Source organism: Vibrio sp. 397 (assembly GCF_033339395.1).
Taxonomy (GTDB): domain Bacteria; phylum Pseudomonadota; class Gammaproteobacteria; order Enterobacterales; family Vibrionaceae; genus Vibrio; species Vibrio alginolyticus.
Genome location: NZ_JAWOUN010000001.1, coordinates 525,366 through 543,255 on the forward strand (window position 1 = coordinate 525,366; position 17,890 = coordinate 543,255).

17 protein-coding genes are annotated in these 17,890 nt (G+C 44.8%); 9 read left to right on the forward strand and 8 right to left on the reverse strand.

Annotated elements, in window-relative coordinates; genetic code table 11:
• Positions 1-97 precede the first annotated feature (97 nt).
• The 3 genes from R7P36_RS02330 (at position 98) to R7P36_RS02340 (ending at position 3,330) form a co-directional block, all read left to right on the forward strand.
• On the forward strand, positions 98-1,303 hold the full coding sequence (locus R7P36_RS02330; RefSeq protein ID WP_042522027.1) for a cystathionine beta-lyase: 1,206 nt from the start codon (positions 98-100) through the stop codon (positions 1,301-1,303).
• Positions 1,304-1,551: 248 nt separating this feature from the next.
• Complete coding sequence (locus tag R7P36_RS02335; protein WP_201273795.1) at positions 1,552-2,457, forward strand: esterase/lipase family protein; 906 nt, start codon at positions 1,552-1,554, stop codon at positions 2,455-2,457.
• 12 nt (positions 2,458-2,469) lie between these two features.
• Positions 2,470-3,330 (forward strand): lipase secretion chaperone, encoded by an 861-nt coding sequence (locus R7P36_RS02340; protein WP_149191913.1) that lies wholly within the window; start codon positions 2,470-2,472, stop codon positions 3,328-3,330.
• A gap of 24 nt (positions 3,331-3,354) precedes the next feature.
• Here R7P36_RS02340 and R7P36_RS02345 read toward each other — a convergent pair whose 3' ends face one another.
• The 7 genes from R7P36_RS02345 to pspA form a co-directional block, all read right to left on the reverse strand.
• A complete protein-coding gene (locus R7P36_RS02345) occupies positions 3,355-3,921 on the reverse strand; it encodes a DNA-3-methyladenine glycosylase I (RefSeq protein ID WP_017634671.1) in 567 nt (188 codons plus the stop codon).
• Positions 3,922-3,993: 72 nt separating this feature from the next.
• Positions 3,994-7,104 carry an efflux RND transporter permease subunit VmeI gene (gene vmeI, locus R7P36_RS02350; RefSeq protein WP_017634672.1) on the reverse strand — a complete coding sequence of 1,037 codons (3,111 nt, stop codon included), beginning with the start codon at positions 7,102-7,104 and terminating at the stop codon, positions 3,994-3,996.
• Positions 7,101-8,198, reverse strand: a complete 1,098-nt coding sequence (locus tag R7P36_RS02355; RefSeq protein ID WP_149191914.1) for an efflux RND transporter periplasmic adaptor subunit — start codon at positions 8,196-8,198, stop codon at positions 7,101-7,103. The genes vmeI and R7P36_RS02355 overlap by 4 nt, the downstream gene beginning before the upstream one ends.
• Position 8,199: 1 nt before the next feature.
• Positions 8,200-9,231 carry an efflux RND transporter periplasmic adaptor subunit gene (locus R7P36_RS02360; protein WP_054577943.1) on the reverse strand — a complete coding sequence of 344 codons (1,032 nt, stop codon included), beginning with the start codon at positions 9,229-9,231 and terminating at the stop codon, positions 8,200-8,202.
• A gap of 161 nt (positions 9,232-9,392) precedes the next feature.
• Entirely contained in the window at positions 9,393-9,782 is a 390-nt protein-coding gene (gene pspC, locus R7P36_RS02365) for an envelope stress response membrane protein PspC (protein WP_025766867.1), read from the reverse strand.
• Positions 9,775-10,008 carry an envelope stress response membrane protein PspB gene (gene pspB / locus R7P36_RS02370; RefSeq protein WP_005378117.1) on the reverse strand — a complete coding sequence of 78 codons (234 nt, stop codon included), beginning with the start codon at positions 10,006-10,008 and terminating at the stop codon, positions 9,775-9,777. The genes pspC and pspB overlap by 8 nt, the downstream gene beginning before the upstream one ends.
• 14 nt (positions 10,009-10,022) lie before the next feature.
• Positions 10,023-10,694, reverse strand: coding sequence for a phage shock protein PspA (gene pspA / locus R7P36_RS02375; RefSeq protein ID WP_005378119.1), 672 nt, complete (start codon positions 10,692-10,694; stop codon positions 10,023-10,025).
• Between the two features lie 232 nt (positions 10,695-10,926).
• Between pspA and pspF the strand changes: the two genes are divergently transcribed.
• From pspF to R7P36_RS02405, 6 genes are all read left to right on the forward strand, one after another.
• On the forward strand, positions 10,927-11,934 hold the full coding sequence (gene pspF / locus R7P36_RS02380; RefSeq protein ID WP_017820869.1) for a phage shock protein operon transcriptional activator: 1,008 nt from the start codon (positions 10,927-10,929) through the stop codon (positions 11,932-11,934).
• 205 nt (positions 11,935-12,139) lie between these two features.
• Positions 12,140-13,759: an ABC transporter substrate-binding protein SapA gene (gene sapA, locus R7P36_RS02385; RefSeq protein ID WP_017820870.1), complete on the forward strand. Its 1,620-nt coding sequence runs from the start codon at positions 12,140-12,142 to the stop codon at positions 13,757-13,759.
• Positions 13,759-14,721, forward strand: a complete 963-nt coding sequence (locus tag R7P36_RS02390) for an ABC transporter permease (RefSeq protein WP_005378122.1) — start codon at positions 13,759-13,761, stop codon at positions 14,719-14,721. Before sapA ends, R7P36_RS02390 begins: the two co-directional genes overlap by 1 nt.
• Entirely contained in the window at positions 14,708-15,595 is an 888-nt protein-coding gene (locus R7P36_RS02395; RefSeq protein WP_005378123.1) for an ABC transporter permease subunit, read from the forward strand. Before R7P36_RS02390 ends, R7P36_RS02395 begins: the two co-directional genes overlap by 14 nt.
• Positions 15,595-16,590: an oligopeptide/dipeptide ABC transporter ATP-binding protein gene (locus tag R7P36_RS02400; protein WP_005378126.1), complete on the forward strand. Its 996-nt coding sequence runs from the start codon at positions 15,595-15,597 to the stop codon at positions 16,588-16,590. The genes R7P36_RS02395 and R7P36_RS02400 overlap by 1 nt, the downstream gene beginning before the upstream one ends.
• Positions 16,587-17,378, forward strand: a complete 792-nt coding sequence (locus R7P36_RS02405) for an ATP-binding cassette domain-containing protein (RefSeq protein ID WP_005393308.1) — start codon at positions 16,587-16,589, stop codon at positions 17,376-17,378. Before R7P36_RS02400 ends, R7P36_RS02405 begins: the two co-directional genes overlap by 4 nt.
• 82 nt (positions 17,379-17,460) lie before the next feature.
• On the opposite strand, the gene R7P36_RS02410 is transcribed toward R7P36_RS02405, so the two are convergent.
• On the reverse strand, positions 17,461-17,850 hold the full coding sequence (locus R7P36_RS02410; RefSeq protein WP_005378129.1) for a DUF2750 domain-containing protein: 390 nt from the start codon (positions 17,848-17,850) through the stop codon (positions 17,461-17,463).
• Positions 17,851-17,890 lie beyond the last annotated feature (40 nt).

The following is a 17,890-nucleotide window of genomic DNA, read 5'->3' on the forward strand; positions in this document are numbered from 1 at the left end:
GGCTGTTATTGGCTGATAGTTGACTTTTCCCTTGCATAACCTACGTCGTCCATGTTTTAAATATTCAAAACCGCAATATTTAAGACAGGGAACTTTTATGTCAGAGGGAAAAAAAACCAAACTCATTACCGCTGGCCGCGATAAAAAGTGGACAAATGGTGTTGTAAACCCACCCGTTCAACGCGCTTCAACCGTGGTATTCAATACCGTTGCAGAAAAGAACCAAGCCACCATTAATCGTGCAAACAAAACGTTGTTTTATGGTCGCCGAGGCACCAACACGCACTTTGCTTTCCAAGACGCAATGGTTGAGATTGAAGGTGGAGCTGGTTGCGCGCTTTACCCTTGTGGAACGGCAGCAATTTCAAACGCCATCCTCTCTTTCGTTGAAACTGGCGATCACATTCTAATGGTGGACACTTGTTACGAACCAACTCGTGACTTTTGTAACACCATAATGAAGAAAATGGGCATCGAAACCACCTATTATGACCCAATGATCGGTGAAGGTATCCGAGACTTGATTCAGCCGAATACCAAAGTCCTTTTCTTGGAGTCTCCTGGTTCAATAACCATGGAAGTCCAAGATGTACCTACATTAGCGCGCATTGCCCACGAGCAAGATATCATCGTGATGCTTGACAACACATGGGGAGCAGGCGTGAACTTCTCTCCTTTCGAGCATGGCGTAGACATTTCCATTCAAGCGGCAACTAAGTATATTGTTGGACATTCAGATGTCATGCTAGGTACTGCTGTGGCTTCTGAAAAGTATTGGGATCAGCTTCGTGAACAAAGCTACCTGATGGGTCAGTGCGTTTCTCCTGACGACGCATACCTAGGTCTTCGAGGTATTCGCACGTTGGATGTTCGCCTAAGACAGCACGCAGAAAGCAGTTTAAAAGTCGCTCAGTGGCTCGCTTCTCGCCCAGAAGTTGATCATGTCCGCCATCCAGCTTTAGAAACAAGCCCTGGCCATGAGTTTTTCAAACGAGACTTCACAGGTGGAAACGGCTTGTTTTCATTTGTTCTCAAAACGTCTTATCCAAAAGCGACGACGGCTCTGCTTGATGGTATGAAACACTTCAGTATGGGTTACTCTTGGGGCGGTTATGAAAGCCTCATTCTAGCTAACGAACCTAAGAGCTTTAACAGCCTGAGAACCGTAGCTCACCCACACTTTGAAGGTACTTTGGTTCGTATTCATATTGGCTTAGAAGACGTAAATGACTTGATCGCTGATTTAGAGGCTGGTTTTGCGCGTTATAATGCCTTAATGCTTGAAAAAGAAGCCTCCCTATAACAATGATTGAATCGCCCTGCATTGCGGGGCGTTTTTATAACCCTCTGACTTAATTAGAATTAACTAACATTCGCCCGAACCATTAATTAATGTTAATCATTTGTGTTGTTTTTCAATTGAGCAGTCACAGAATGAAATAATGTGCCATAAATAGGCTTTTCAAATTTAGAGTTTCTCTCCTACTTTTTATCATTCATAAGAGGTCATACCACAAGGAGATAGTTTTGAAACTCAAATTTATAGCGCTAATGCTTTTTACCTTAGTTACCGTCCCAATAACCTCCGTATACGCTGCAACAGGTTATACCCAAACCAAGTATCCGATTGTCTTGGTTCACGGTTTGTTTGGTTTTGATACCCTGGCAGGCGTTGATTACTTTTTCGGAATACCACATTCCTTAACAAAAGATGGTGCTAAAGTTTATGTTGCACAGGTATCCGCGACCAATAGCAGCGAAGTTCGAGGGGAGCAACTGCTTGCTCAAGTAGAAACCTTACTTGCAGCTACAGGCGCAGAGAAAGTCAATCTCATTGGTCACAGTCATGGTGGTCCAACAACGCGCTATGTTGCCTCTGTCCGTCCTGACCTAGTCGCATCAGTTACGAGTATAGGAGGCGTTAATAAAGGGTCTAAAGTAGCCGATTTAGTTCGTGGCACCGTATCTGAGGGTTCGGGGAGTGAGCAGCTCGCGGTAAAACTGGCGCAAGGTTTAACCACTCTTGTTAATCTTCTATCAGGTGGTTCTGATCTCGACCAAGACCCTTTAGCCTCATTAGCAGCCTTGACCACGGAAGGATCATTGGCGTTTAACCAGCACTACCCAGAGGGAGTCCCTACCAGTGAATGTGGTAATGGCGACTTGCTAGCTTCAAATGGCGTTTATTACTACTCATGGACCGGATCATCCACTTTTACAAACGTTTTCGATCCGACTGACGCTGCCATGATGGTACTTGGCTTAGCCTTTGATGGGCCGAATGATGGCTTAGTTGGTGCGTGCAGCACACATTTAGGCAAAGTCATACGTGATGATTATCAAATGAACCATTTGGATGAAATTAACGGTCTACTCGGTATTCATCATCTTTTTGAAACCGATCCAGTCACGCTTTATCGCCAACATGCAAATCGTCTCAAACTTCAAGGTTTATAAGAGGTCATCACAATGAAGAAAGTCGCTCTCACCACTTTTATCCTGCTCTCGATATTTGGCGTGGGAGCGCTTTCTCTGTTGCAAAGCGACAAACAACAAGAGATAACCTCTAACCATTCGCCATCTCAGCAAGATATAGCCGCCGATGTCTCTTCCCCAAAAGATTTCTTCGAATATTCTCTTAGCCGGCTGGGCGAAGAAGATCTCGATACGATCAAAGCGGAAGTCAATGATGACACTTTAGCAAAGCAAACTCTGAATATTGATGCCAAACTTTTTCAAACCTACCTTTCCTACAAGCAAGCACTCTCTGCATTAGAGCCTTTTGAGCACAATCACCTAACGCTTGAACAGTTAACCATGCTGAATGAAGCAATACTGAACTTACAGCTTCAATACTTTAGCGAGGCGCAGATAACCCAATTGTTTGACGAAGAAAACCGACTTCACCAACTTGCTTTAGAAAAGCTGACGATTAAAACACAGGCATCGGATATCGAGAGTCAAGAACACCTTCTCAATCAAGCGTTATCAGAACAACCGGATTACATACGAGAAAGTGAACGCAATAACGCATTAGCAAAGCAGCTCGAGCAAGCTTCTCAGCTTGATTCACAAGACAAGTACATCGCCCGTGTTGCTCTGGTAGGAGATGCCGGAGCGCAGAGGCTGCAAAAACTTGATGAGCAAAGAGAATCATTTGAGACTCAACTCGCCACTTACTTAAAGCAGCGTCAAAATATTCTGAATAGAGATTTTCTAGGGCAAGACGAAAAACAGTCAGAAATCATTGCTTTAAGAAAACAAAGCTTCGATGCCACTCAATGGCGTCGAATCGAAGCTTTGGAACGTATTCATGATAGCCAGAACTAACAACATTAGCTTAATAGCCAAACGTTACTTATTCTGCTTTTTAGGACATCCAACGATATGGTCATCCACCATGCCGACGGCTTGCATGAAAGCATAACAGATGGTTTCACCGACAAACTTGAAGCCTTTCTTTTTTAGGAATTTACTCATGGCTTTGGATTGCTCTGTCGAAACTGGCACGTCACTCATATGTTGCCATTGATTAATGATTGGTTCGCCGTCCACGAACTGCCACAACGCGTCTGATAAACTTCCGTATTCAGCAATTAACGCTTTGGCCGCTTTGGCATTACTGAAAACCGAGTTAATCTTTCCGCGATGCCTTACAACATCGAAGTTTTCCACGATGTATTCAGCGCGTTCTTCATTTCTTTGTTCCAACGCATCTAGATCGTAATTCTCGAACGCTTCTCTGTAACCTTCGCGCTTTTTAAGGATGGTGATCCAACTAAGACCAGCTTGCGCACCTTCCAAAGTAATAAATTCAAACAGGACTTGGTCGTCATATACTGGCACGCCCCATTCGGAATCATGATATTCGCGCTCTAATGGGTGATTCATCGCCCACGCACACGTTTTTTGTTCTGTCATTATTCTTCCTTAAAAAGCGCCTCTAACTGATGAGCTAGAGGCGCGATATTTTTCATCGTTATATCAGTAGCACTAAGCCTGTTTCGGTACTGCCACTTTATGGAACAAACGATACAACACTGGCACGACAATCAGTGTCAGGACTGTCGCAAAACCCAAACCAAACATAATCGTAACCGCCATTGGTTTGAAGAAAATATCTGGCAACAGTGGGATCATACCAAGGATCGTCGTGATAGCAGCCATACAAACGGGACGGACGCGACTTACCGCAGCATCAACGACCGCGTCATAAGCCTCTTTACCGGACTTCATTTCAATTTCAATTTGGTCCAGTAATACGATGCCATTTTTGAGCACCATTCCCGATAAGCTTAAGAAGCCGAGCAATGCCATAAAACCAAACGGCGTGTTGAGTGCCAACAAACCAGTGGTGACGCCAATTAACGCCAGCGGTACGGTAAGCCAAACAATGAGTGGCTCTTTGATAGAGTTAAATAGGAATACAGTGATCAAGAACATGAACAAGTACCCCATTGGCATAGTAGTAAACAGTGACTCTTGAGCATCACCTGAAGATTCGTATTCACCACCCCACTCTAAGGAATAACCTGGTGGTAATTGAATCGCTTCGATTTGGGGCTGTAAGCGTTTTTGCAATGTCGATGCGGTTTCTTCACCTAGAATATCAGGGTCTGCCATCACAGTGAGCATACGCTTACGGTTCTTACGTACGATGATAGGATCCTCCCAACGCATGTCGTAACCCATTGTGACTTGTTGAAGTGGGATAAACTCACTCTGTGCTGGACTCCATATTTTCATGCCTTCAATGTTACGAATATCAATACGTTCATCTTCAGGTAAACGAGCCACGATAGGCATGAGCGTCGTGCCGTCTCGGTAAAGGCCTATCGTCATTCCAGAGAATGACATGGACAAGAAGTCATCGACATCTGATTTGGTAATGCCATAGCGACGTGCCTGACTCTCGTTAAACTGAGGTTCAAGAACTTGGGTTCGTTCACGCCAATCATGCCTGATATTTGTTGCCTGAGGGTCGGCGTACATGATGTCCTTGACCTGAGCGGCTATCGTACGAAGGACGGTTGGATCTGAGCCAATAATGCGAGCTTCAATTTTTGCACCACCACCAGGGCCTAACTCAATCTGTTTGAGCTTGTAATTGATTTCTGGGTAGTTGGCTTTTAAATACTCTCGAAACTTCGCCATTAATGGTTTTAACGCTTCGTAGTTTTCCATGCGAGTGGTTATCTCACCATAAGCCGCATAACTTTTCTCTGGCGCGTACGTTAACATGAAGCGCTGTAAGCCTTTACCCGCGGTCGTCGTGATATGGTCAACATGCTCTTGCTTAGCTAACCAACTTTCTAACTCTTTAAGCGTTGTGTTGGTTGCTCGAATATCAGTTCCTTCTGGCATCCATACATCTAACTGAAAAATAGGCGTTGTCGACGATGGAAAAAACGCTTGCTTCACAAAGGTGAACCCGTAAACACTTGCCGCTAATCCCGCAATCAGCACCACAACGGTAAACCAAGCACGACGCATACAAAACTGAAGAAACTTTTTATAAATAACGAAAATAACCCCGTTATATGGATCATTTTCTTCCCCTTCACCTTGTTTAATCTTCTGGCCTTTAAAGAAGATGTCAGCAAAGAATGGTGTCAACGAGATAGCGGTAAACCAGCTCAACATTAAAGAGATCAGCAGAACCGTAAATAAAGTGCCACAGTATTCGCCCGTCGAGTCTTCAGACAGTCCAATTGGCGCAAATGCAGTTACCGCAATCACAGTTGCCCCAAGTAATGGCCACTTGGTTTGGGTAACAATGTCGGTCGCTGCTTGGAGTCGAGTTCGCCCTTTTTGAGTACCAATCAAAATCCCCTCAACCACAACGATGGCATTGTCCACCAGCATACCCAATGCGATAACCAAGGCACCTAATGAAATCCGCTGTAAATCTATCGCGAGATACTTCATGAAAATGAACGTACCCAGCACCGTCAGCAGCAAGATTAAACCGATAAGTAGCCCAGAACGTAGCCCCATAAAGAACAGAAGTACGATAATGACGATACCGACAGCTTGAGCCAAGCTGACAACAAAACCGCTAACCGATTTATCCACCTCTTTAGGCTGACTGTAAATTTCCGAGATTTCGATACCGACAGGTTGTTGGTACTTTAGCTCGGCAAGGCGATGATCAAACGCTTTTCCGACTTCAACCACATTGACGCCTTCAGCAAAAGAAACACCCACGTTCAGTGCAAGGCTGCCGTTAAAATTAATAACATTACTCGGTACTTCTACATACCCGCGTTTTATTTCCGCCACATCTTTCAAGAAAATGAGCCCCTGAGCGCCCGACTCAGTAATTAACAAATCACCCAGCTCCTCCACACTCTGGAACTCGCCAGTCGGCTGAATTCTGATGTACTCGTCACCAATTCTGATCGCTCCTGCGTCAGAAACCACGTTTTGCGTCGAAAGAAGATTAAACACGGTATCCGGAGCAAGACCTATACTGCTCAGCTTTTTCATCGATACTTCGATGAAAACTTGTTCTTGCTGTTGCCCGGATACCGAAACTTTACTCACGCCATCAACCAGTTCGAGCTCTCGGCGTAAGTAATCGACGTAATCCAGTAGCTCTTTATAGCTATAACCGTCGCCAGTCACCGCTAACAAAATCCCGTAAACATCACCAAAATCATCGATCACTTGAGGTTCATTCACACCTGGAGGCAACGTCCCTTTAAGGTCGTTCACTTTACGGCGCAACTCATCCCAAATTTGTGGTAGATCATCAGGGCCATAATTGTTCTTCATCGTGACCGTGATTTGAGATAATCCCCGGCTAGAAATCGAATTTACTTCATCAACATAAGTAAGCTGCTGAATCGCTTTTTCGATTGGGTACGTCACTTCTTCTTCGACTTGTTGCGGTGTCGCACCAGGGTAAGAGGTCACTACCATCGCATCTTTAATAGTAAAAGCAGGGTCCTCAAGACGCCCTAAACCAAAGAATGCGGCGATACCACCAATCAAAAATATCAGTGCGACCATCCAACTGATGACGCGATTTCGGATGAAGTACGCAGCAATACCGGTCACATCATCATCACTTTGAGGCACTGATTTATTAAGATCGCTCATAGACCGACCTCCTGCGTAGCCATTTCCTGTATCACTTCCACTTTCATGCCATCCCTTAATCGAGAAACACCGGCAATCACGACTTTGTCTTTGAGCATGAGACCATCAAGGATTTGAATGGACGTTTTAGATGCCTTACCTGCTCGCACCTGTTTGCGCGATACCGTATTGTCGTCATTCAGTACCCAAACAAATTTGTTTTCGCGCCCCAGCTCGTCACCATCCGCATTAAAAATGGCTTCGATAGGAACATTAATTCCTAGGTTGAGATCAAGCCCAACATTCTCGTCTTTAGAAGTTACCTCAACAGCCATACCATCTAGGATGTACTCTTCTTCCGGCATAGGAAGCGACAGTGTGACAGTAAACGTACCTGTTGTTGGGTCGGGTTCGGTTGTAAATTCTTTTACCGTCGCGTTATATTCGTTACCACTGGGCACGCGCACTAATGCTTTGATCGCGGTAAGCCTTTCTTCCGTTGGCGGTTGGTTCACATAGAGGCGGTCAGGAAGCTGAATCAACACTTCGACTCGCTCCAAGCTGTGAATATTAACGATATGCTGTCCGACTTGAACATTTTCGAATTGGTCGATATTAACTCGCGAAATAATCCCATCCACGGGCGCTTTTAAGGCAGTAAATGATAGACGAAGTTTGGCTAACTGAAGCTCAACTAAGGCGATTTGTCGTTGTGCTGCAATTTCATCAAACTGAGACTTAGCTAATAGGCCTTTATCAACCAAAGGGCGTGAGCGGCGATACTGACTGTCGACAACAGAAAAACGCGCACTCGCATTATCTACATCCAACTCATAGTCAGTGGGATCTAGTGTTGCAATAACATCACCCTTCGTGACTTTGTCGCCCTCTTTTACCATGATGCTGCTGACTTCTCCTGCCACTCTAAAGCTCAAATGAGAGCGATCCGCTGCATTCGCAACCGCAGGGAAGTACAAGTTGTCGTCCACCTTGTTTCCCGCTAATGACGTAACCCTAACTCGTGGCGTTTCGAGCTCTTTTTCTGGCGCCTTATCCCCACAGCCGACGAGAAAAAGCGTTGAAAGTAAAGTCGCTAGAGAGATGATTCCTTTCATATTACAACCCTCTTTCCTTAATCCACGCTCTTACCTTAATTCCGGGTTCAATTACACTGACACCCGAGATAATGATTTGGTCGCCATCGTTAAGCCCAGCTAACACTTGATTTTTGTCATTCATCTCAATTGCGGCTTTGGACACAATGCCTTGCTCATCGACACGCCAAACGTATGTTTTGCCGTTCTCTACTAGCAGCGCAGAGTTAGGAATCTTTGTCGCTCCTGCACTTTTGGACAGGAGGTAAGCATTGCCAGACATTCCCGGCAAAAGGCCTATTTCTGCTGGCCGTTCCATGACCATCGTGACTTTGTAACTGCCCGTTTTAGGATCGGCTTCTGTATCGATTTCCTGAAAGGTTAAATCAAAGGCTCGCTCGGGGAACGCATCAAATATCATTCTGGCAGAGACATCGCTCCCCTGCGTGTAACGATTTAGAAGATAGTCTGGGATTTGGAATATCACTTTGAGGAGTTGGTTGGACTGAATATTCATCACCCCTTCTTTCGCGGCAACATATTCATGGTTTTCTGCTGGAATGTACGAAATGGTGCCATCATATGGCGCGACAAGTTTGGTATACCTTAAGTTTGCCTTTGCTTGATTCCATTGAGCTTTTGCCGAGTTGTGATTCGCTTTTGCCTCATCAAAATCTTGCTCAGATACTACTTGGTCTTTACGTAGCTTTTGGTATCGCTTGTATTGCACATCTGCGAGCAAAAAATTTGCCCGAGCTTGCTGTTCGAGCAGAGAATATTCATCTGGGTTTAATGACGCCAAAACATCACCTTTACTGACGACTTGACCTTCATTCACTTCTATCGTTTGAAGAAGCCCAGGAACTCGAAATGTCAGTACTGCTCTATCGCCAGCTTCCGTCGTGGCAGGAAAATGTCGCTCAAACTGGGCATTGCCAACAGATACTGTAAATAGCTTCGCAGGGCGCGATTCAGGTTCAGGAACAGGAGGAAGTTCTTTACCGCACCCCGACAAGACAGCCGAGATGGCAATAGGAATGAGCAATTTTCTCATTACATTCATCCATAAAAATTGGGGGATTATTTTTAAAGTAGATGAATTTTGAACGAACTTCCAGAGCAGAAAAGATTAATAGTGCTTTAAAATTAGTAATTTGTGATAAAAAAGCAGGCTTTATGCCTGCTTCAGTTAAATCTTCTTTGGATACAAAATGCCTAGAGCTTACTGAATTCTCTGTTCACCCTATATGTATCAGACGTAACATAAGCTTCCATGTTACGAATTTTGCCATCAAGACGGTCAAAATCCCTTTCCAACACACTGAGCAGTTGATCAGGGCTTTGCCCTTTCTGCCAAGGCTTACTTTTGAGCGTATGCTCTTGCTGAGCTCTGATATTTTCAGAATACGTTACTGGTTGCTTTTCTAACATAAACGCCATCGCGATGTACGCTAACAATACCAAAAACGTACCACCTAACAGCGCTGCAGAAATCACTACAATACGAATCAACCAAACTTCTGCACCAAAGTAGTTGGCAATTCCGGCGCAAACACCGGAGATTTTGCCATTTACTGGATCACGATACAGTTCTCGATTATTCATACTTTCGTCTCCATGTTGGTGACTCAGCATCCAAGATGCGCTCCAATGTATCAACTCGGGACTGCATCGCTTCCGCTTTTTCAGATAGTACCTGAAGGCGCTCTAAATCTTGGCTCGACAGTGCACTATCTGTTTTGCGTTTGCTGCGATAGTGTAAGAAGAGCCATAGTGGAGCGACAAAGATTAAAAAGACAATCACTGGTCCTGCTATAAAAAATGCCGACATAAATGGCTCCTTTCTTATTTATCTTTCGATGACATCTGTTCTTTCAGTTTTGCCAACTCTTTTTCAATTTCGTCTTGTGCCTGCAACTCTGCAAACTCTTGTTCTAGCGATTTAGCATTACCAGTTTGAGCATACAGGTCTGCTTCCGCTTCCATTTCATCCACTTTACGTGAGTACTGCTCAAATTTCGCCATCGCTTCATTAGTACGGCTAGTGTGCAGGTGTTTTTGCACATCACGACGGTTAGATGCAGTTTGGTTACGAATTGCTAGTGCTTGCTGTTTTGCGCGCGTTTCAGCAATTTTGCTTTCCAACTTACCAATCTCGCCAGTAAGCTTATCGATCGTTTCTTCCACTAAGGTTTGCTCAGTGTGGAGGCCCTTAATCACTTGCTCTAGCTTTTGCTTTTCAATTAACGCTGCACGAGCTAGATCTTCACGCTCTTTAACTAATGCTAAGCTCGCTTTTTGGCCCCATTCGCCAATTTGCTCTTCTAACGTTTCAACCTTACGAGCCAACTCTTTCTTGTCTGCAATCGCTTTAGCCGAGTTAGTACGCACTTCAACAAGTGTGTCTTCCATTTCTTGAATGATAAGACGGATCATTTTTTCAGGATCTTCCGCCTTGTCCAGTAATGCACTGATGTTTGAGTTAACGATATCTGCAAATCGAGAAAAAATACCCATAACGGAACTCCTCTTTTTTCCTATTAAAACTCGACAAGGTGGTGATTAACCTTGTGTCTCCCTGAATATATAACAAGTAACGTGCCAACTTATAATTTTCTTTTAAATCAGATTGTTATTCATTTTGTTGTCGTTACACACTATTGTGCTATGATGTTTTTCACCAACTGTTGGTGAAATTTACCAACTCTATCTCTAAATCATGGCTCGGCTGTTAAATAAGAAGGACTTTATGAAGCAAAACCTGATTGGTGAATCACCTGCTTTTCTCGCTGTACTAGATAAAGTATCACAACTTGCACCCATTGAGCGCCCTGTCCTCATCATTGGTGAACGAGGTACGGGTAAAGAACTCATCGCTCAGCGTTTGCATTATTTATCAAGACGTTGGGATAAACCACTACTATCACTCAACTGTGCGACATTAAGCGAAGGGCTAATAGATTCCGAATTGTTTGGACATGAATCCGGCTCCTTCACGGGCTCTAAAGGTAAACATAAAGGGCGTTTCGAGCGTGCCGAGGGCGGTACTTTGTTTCTTGACGAACTGGCAACCGCACCACTTTTAGTTCAAGAAAAGCTATTACGTGTCATTGAATATGGTGAATATGAGCGAGTTGGCGGTCATACCGCTCTAAATGCGGATGTTCGACTTGTTTGTGCAACCAATGCCGACCTACCAAAATTGGCAGAGCAAGGTGATTTTCGTGCAGATCTGCTCGACAGGCTAGCCTTCGATGTCATTATGTTGCCGCCTCTTCGCGAGCGCAAAGAAGACATTCTCTCTTTAGCAGAGCACTACGCGATGAAAATGTGTCGTGAACTGCAACTGGAATACTTTGTCGGTTTTACCCCAAAAGCGCAGCAGTCGCTTATTGAATATGAATGGCCCGGTAACGTCCGCGAACTAAAAAACGTGATTGAACGTGCGATTTACCAACATGGTCTGAATGCTCACCCAATTGATGAACTGGTTTTCAATCCCTTTGAAACGGTTTGGCACAGCGCGCTTGGCCATAGTGCAAAACAAGCAGAACAACAAGAAGAGGAAGCATCAAGCAACACCATCCAATTCCCTCTAGACTATAAACAATGGCAAGAGGAACAAGATATCCATTTACTCAATCGTGCATTGGAAGAAGCCAAGTTTAATCAACGACAAGCAGCCGAGCTACTTGGCTTGAGCTATCACCAATTACGAGGGATGGTTAGAAAATATGGTTTGGTCGGACAAAGCTAACTTGACCGAGAGTACTCAATCAATACACGAGCTCGTGACTGCGCTCTAATTCGCATGCATTTATGGCATAACACCTTACAGTGTATGGATTTTATGTTTGGAGCGAGTTCACAAAGGTGATAAATTAGCGAGATCATTTTCGCTTGTTAGCTTTGAAAGAGTAAGATCAAACGAAACGAGCAAGATCCAATGAACATTTCATATTATGAATGCTTTTATAAGATTATCGCTGAGCCTTATTGGGATTAGCCTACTGACCGCTTGTGGCGATGAAATTGACCACAATGATATTCGCAAAGCTGGCTTTGTGTTTTGCGGACAAGGTAAGCCGACCACGTTTAACCCTCAGCTTATTGATAGCGGTATTACCGCAGAGGCTCTGAGCCCGCAGCTGTACGATACGCTGCTCACGCTCGATCCTAAATCACATCAGCCCGTGGCAAGCATCGCCGAGAGTTGGTCAGTAAATGAATCAGGGACGGAATACACGTTTAAGCTTAAACGTGGTGTTAAATTCCAAACCACGCCTTGGTTCACACCCACTCGCCCATTGAATGCAAAAGATGTGGTATTTAGCTTCAAGCGAATCATCGATGTAGACCATCCTTTTCACCAAGTAGGTGGTGGTTTTTATCCATGGTTTGCAGGGTTAGATTTTCAAAACCTACTCCAAGACGTGGTTGCAATAGATGAGCATACGGTAAGGTTTACGTTATCTCAGCCAAACTTTTCTTTCTTGGCCAATATTGCCACCAGCCATGCGGTTATCTTGTCTGCGGAGTATGGACAGCAATTGGCAGCAAAAGATCATAAAGAAGAAATCGACCAACTTCCTATCGGTACCGGCCCTTATCAATTAAAAGAGTACCAAGTGAACGATTTGATTCGATTAGAGCGTCATTCTAATTACTGGAAGTCACCAGCAAAAATGGAACAAGTGGTGTTCGATATCTCTCACAGAGGCACGGGTACATTAGCTAAACTTTTAAGAAACGAGTGTGACGTACTCTCTTCACCTATTTCGAGCCAAATACCTGTCATTCAAGAAAATGACAACCTTGAGCTGACGGCTACACCAGCTAACAACGTTTCCTTTATTGCGATAAACACAGAAACCACCGCGCTGAGTGATGCTCGAGTTCGCCAAGCTCTTAACTTAGCGATCAACCGTCAAAATATTTTAGATTCGGTTTACTACGGAACTGGCTCCCAAGCTTATACCTTGCTACCACCAAATTCATGGGCTTATCAAAAAGACAGCGTAAAAATTCGTTATGACCGGAATTATGCATTGGCACTACTTCGAGATGCAGGCTACGAAGACGGCCTAGAATTGACCATGTGGGTACCACTTGAACCACGTGCTTTTAACCCAAGCCCTCGCAAGACTGCGGAGTTAATCCAAGCGAATTTTGCCGATATTGGGGTTAAATTAACGCTACTGACCGATGATAGGTTTGAACGTGTGGATTTGGAGAACATCAACGATATCGATTTACTTTTAACAGGTTGGATTGGTGATACCGGGGATCCTGACAACTTTTTCCGCCCTTTATTATCTTGCGAGTCTGACCGCGTTGGCCTTAACGTGTCCATGTGGTGTAACGATGACTTCGATTTCTTGCTCGATTTGGCGTTAGAAACTCAAGAACCGCGTTACCGTTTGAACCTATATCGCCAAGCACAGAACATTTTGAATCAAGAGTTCCCGGTTATTCCTCTGGCGCATGGCGTGCAGTTCCGTGTGCACGACAAATCGCTGACAGGCTTCAAATCAAGCCCTTTCAATGCCCAACCGTTTGATAGAGTTGAGAGAATTCACTGATGTTTTGGTATACCGTTCGACGCTTTAACCTATTTATCATCACTTTGATGATCCTTACATTAGTGGGTTTTTCTCTGCTTCGCCTTGACCCTCTCTCGCACTGGGCAAACGTTGATTTTTGGTCTGGTTGGCAAACTTACTTAATCAACCTTTCTCAGCTTGATTTTGGCATAAGTAAAAACGGCAACGCGATTTATGACGAGCTCGCCGTCGTATTCCCTGCCACTTTGGAACTGTGCTTTTTTGCCTTTTTGGTGTCCCTTTTGATCGGTATTCCACTTGGAACCGTGGCTGGGATGAAGCAAGGTAAATGGCTCGACACCAGCATTTCATTCATGTCGATGTCTGGTTATTCCGCCCCAATTTTTTGGGTGGCTCTGTTACTTATCATGGTTTTTTCATTAGAGTACCAACTCTTTCCCGTGGCAGGACGGTATGATTTACTTTACGAAATTGATCATGTAACCGGATTTGCCATTATCGACGCATTCATGGCGAAAGGTGAATACCGCGCTCACGCACTGCAAAGCGTCATTGAGCATATGGTGCTGCCATGTTTGGTGCTTGCTTTGGCTCCAACCACCCAGGTTGTCGGACTAATGCGCTCCTCGGTAGCGGAAGTGATGAGCCAAAACTACATCCGTGCAGCGAGAATCAAAGGTCTTTCTAACCGCGAAATCGTAACTCAACATGTATTGCGGAATGCGATACCGCCTATCATTCCCAAGGTTGGTGTTCAACTTTCGAGTATGATTACCTTAGCTATCATCACGGAGTCTATTTTTAACTGGCCAGGTATTGGTCGTTGGCTTTTAGATGCGCTAGCAAGCCAAGACTATGCATCTATCCAAGCTGGCGTGATGGTACTTGCGACTTTGGTTCTTACCGCTAACATACTCTCGGATTTGATTGGCGCGATGATTAACCCTTTAGTTCGAAAGGAATGGTATGCTAACAAATAACGTTTATCAGGAAGAGCGCATTCCAACACAGTTTGAGCGTTTTTGGCGAAGCTACCGCGCCAACGGACTAGCCATGTTTGGCTTGTGGTGCTTGGTGTTTATCGTCCTTATTACCATTTTTGCCCCCCTACTTGCACCATTTGACGCCCAAGCACAGTCAGGTGAGTTGCTTGTGCCGCCATCATGGGCTCCAGCAGGAACGGTTGATTACTTTTTGGGGACCGATGACTTAGGTAGAGATATTCTTTCGCGCCTGATTATGGGCTCTCAGCTGACATTTGGCGCTGCTGTCGCCATCACCGCAATTGCTGCCGTTGTAGGCTGTTTAATTGGCGTATTAGCAGGTATGACGAAAGGCTTACTGTCGAGTACTCTCAACCACTTGCTCGATACCGTCATGTCGATCCCGTCGCTCTTATTAGCAATCATTTTTGTGGCATTTCTAGGCTTTGGTGGGTTCAATATTTTACTCGCAATCTGCTTGGCTTTGATTCCGCGTTTTATTCGCTCCGTTTATATCGCAGTCCACACCGAAGTTGAAAAAGACTACATAATGGCAGCACGCCTTGATGGCGCTAATGATTTCTACTTACTGTGGAGTTCAATTCTTCCTAACATTCTGACGGTCATTGCCGCTGAAATCACACTCGCGCTCTCTGCTGCGATTTTAGATATTACGGCACTGGGTTTTCTTGGCCTAGGCGCACAGGCCCCAAGCACCGAGTGGGGAGCAATATTAGGTGACTCTGTCGAGCTTATTTATATTGCACCTTGGACAGTGACCCTACCCGGCCTGACCATCATGTTTACTGTTATTACCCTAAACTTAGTAGGTGAAGGTGTACGTCAAGCGCTTAATGCGGGGATCGAATAATGCCGTTGTTAGATATTCGACATTTGACCATTGAGATCGAAACACCTCAAGGGTTGGTCAAAGCCGTTGACCGAATGAGCCTAACTTTGAACGAAGGCGAAATTCGTGGTCTTGTAGGTGAGTCTGGTTCAGGGAAAAGCTTAGTTGCAAAAGCGATTGTCGGGGTAAGTAAAGATAACTGGCGCATCACCGCAGACCGTATGCGCCTTGGCAATATTGACTTGCTTCAGCTTACACCAAAAGAGCGTCGGCGCGTCATTGCTCGTGATATTGCGATGATTTTCCAAGAACCTTCAACTTGTCTTGACCCTTCAGAGGAAGTCGGGCGTCAATTGATTGAATCCATTCCATCTCGCGCATTTGAAGGGAAATGGTGGGAGCGATTTAAATGGCGTAAAAAACAGGCCATCGCGCTTTTGCATAAAGTGGGTATTAAAGATCACAAGCGTTTAATGGGTAGCTATCCTTATGAACTGACTGATGGTGAGTGTCAAAAAGTCATGATTGCCATGGCGATAGCGACCAAACCAAAGTTGCTGATCGCAGATGAGCCAACCAACGACTTAGACCCGATTACCCAATCGCAAATTTTGCGTCTGTTGAGCCGCATGAACCAACTTAATAACACAACCATTCTGCTTATCGGCCACGACTTAGCGACCATAACACAGTGGGCAGGACGTATTACGGTAATGTATTGTGGTCAGTCGGTGGAGTCTGCCGATACCAGTAAAATCATTGCGGCACCCAAGCACCCGTACACCGATGCCTTGCTTAAAGCGATGCCTGACTTTAATGATTGGGTACCACACAAGCAAAAACTCCAATCCCTACCGGGCTCGATTCCGCCATTGCAGCATCTACCTATCGGTTGTCGCCTCGGACCACGTTGCCCATATGCGCAGAAACAATGTGTAGAAATTCCACACACCAGACGAATTAAGAATCATAAATTTAACTGCCACTTTCCATTGAACACGGAGAAAAAGTCATGAGTGCGTTACTTGAAGTCGATAATTTATCGAAGCAATTTGTTACGCGCTCCCGTCTGTTCAAACGCCAGGTTAATGAGGCAGTAAAACCGGTAAGCTTTACTTTAGAGCCAGGGCAAACTATTGGTTTTATTGGTCAAAACGGGTCAGGAAAATCCACACTAGCTCGTATGCTTGCTGGCGTTGTTGAACCAAGCTCCGGAGAGATCCGTGTGAATGGCGAACGATTGGAGCACAAAGATTACGCGACACGCTGCAAGCTCATCCGCATGATTTTCCAAGATCCAAACACATCGTTAAACCCACGAATCCAGATTGGTCGTATTTTAGAAGGTCCGCTAAAGCGAAATACCAACATGCCGCCAGATGCGCGCATGCAGCGTGTAAAGAACACCCTGCTCCGCGTAGGATTGCTGCCTGAGCACGCCTATTTTTATCCACAAATGCTAGCTGCCGGTCAAAAACAGCGCGTGTGTTTGGCTCGTGCACTTATTCTTCAACCTTCCATCATTGTCGCTGATGAGGCGTTAAACGGTTTGGATATGGCAATGCGCTCGCAGATCATTAACTTATTCCTCGAGTTGCAAGAAGAGATGGGATTGTCATTTGTGTACGTGTCTCAGCATATTGGCATTGTTAAGCATATTACTGATAAAGTGATGGTGATGCATGAAGGTGAAGTGGTCGAGTTTGGCGAGACCAACCAAGTACTGACTCATCCCGAGCATCCTATTACTCAACGACTAGTCGAAAGCCACTTTTATAAAGCGCCAAGCCATCAAACAAAATAGCTTATCAAAGATGTAATCGTTCAAATGTAAAGAAGCCTGCTTTAACGCAGGCTTCTTTATTGCATGGGTACTAATCAAAGAACTAACGGCGGCTCGCTTGTTTGCGCAGTTCAAAATCAAACTCGTCAGGAAACAATACGACCCCTTCTTCATTTTGATTTGGGAATACAACAATCGATAGCTCGTCATCCTCTAGACCAGAGGTCCAACGGCTGTGCCACTTGTTTAAAGAGATCGCCTCAGGCTCGCAATCTTCCCAATCACCATTCGCCCATTGCAAAGCGAACTCTTCGTTTGGCCATACTGGTACACAATCATCATCTTCTGTATTTAACATGACACAGCCATGTTCGTCTTTCAGAATCCAAACCTTACGATTCGCCACAATCTCTTTTACGCAGTACTTTAAACGTTGCTCTTCGTTGTAGCGATTAATGGTATCCATCTGCTCTTGGGTCAGTTGCTCAGACATATTCGTCTCCTATTTCCCATAGAAAAATGCCCGCAGCTAG

Coding starts and splice junctions, on each gene's coding strand:
- pspC (WP_025766867.1), bottom strand. CDS start 9,782: ATGAATAATCGAGAACTGTATCGTGATCCAGTAAATGGCAAAATCTCC.
- R7P36_RS02345 (WP_017634671.1), bottom strand. CDS start 3,921: ATGACAGAACAAAAAACGTGTGCGTGGGCGATGAATCACCCATTAGAG.
- pspB (WP_005378117.1), bottom strand. CDS start 10,008: ATGTCGGCATTTTTTATAGCAGGACCAGTGATTGTCTTTTTAATCTTT.
- R7P36_RS02410 (WP_005378129.1), bottom strand. CDS start 17,850: ATGTCTGAGCAACTGACCCAAGAGCAGATGGATACCATTAATCGCTAC.
- R7P36_RS02355 (WP_149191914.1), bottom strand. CDS start 8,198: ATGAAAGGAATCATCTCTCTAGCGACTTTACTTTCAACGCTTTTTCTC.
- pspF (WP_017820869.1), top strand. CDS start 10,927: ATGAAGCAAAACCTGATTGGTGAATCACCTGCTTTTCTCGCTGTACTA.
- R7P36_RS02400 (WP_005378126.1), top strand. CDS start 15,595: ATGCCGTTGTTAGATATTCGACATTTGACCATTGAGATCGAAACACCT.
- pspA (WP_005378119.1), bottom strand. CDS start 10,694: ATGGGTATTTTTTCTCGATTTGCAGATATCGTTAACTCAAACATCAGT.
- vmeI (WP_017634672.1), bottom strand. CDS start 7,104: ATGAGCGATCTTAATAAATCAGTGCCTCAAAGTGATGATGATGTGACC.
- R7P36_RS02335 (WP_201273795.1), top strand. CDS start 1,552: ATGCTTTTTACCTTAGTTACCGTCCCAATAACCTCCGTATACGCTGCA.
- R7P36_RS02395 (WP_005378123.1), top strand. CDS start 14,708: ATGCTAACAAATAACGTTTATCAGGAAGAGCGCATTCCAACACAGTTT.
- R7P36_RS02330 (WP_042522027.1), top strand. CDS start 98: ATGTCAGAGGGAAAAAAAACCAAACTCATTACCGCTGGCCGCGATAAA.
- R7P36_RS02390 (WP_005378122.1), top strand. CDS start 13,759: ATGTTTTGGTATACCGTTCGACGCTTTAACCTATTTATCATCACTTTG.
- R7P36_RS02340 (WP_149191913.1), top strand. CDS start 2,470: ATGAAGAAAGTCGCTCTCACCACTTTTATCCTGCTCTCGATATTTGGC.
- R7P36_RS02360 (WP_054577943.1), bottom strand. CDS start 9,231: ATGAGAAAATTGCTCATTCCTATTGCCATCTCGGCTGTCTTGTCGGGG.
- R7P36_RS02405 (WP_005393308.1), top strand. CDS start 16,587: ATGAGTGCGTTACTTGAAGTCGATAATTTATCGAAGCAATTTGTTACG.
- sapA (WP_017820870.1), top strand. CDS start 12,140: ATGAATGCTTTTATAAGATTATCGCTGAGCCTTATTGGGATTAGCCTA.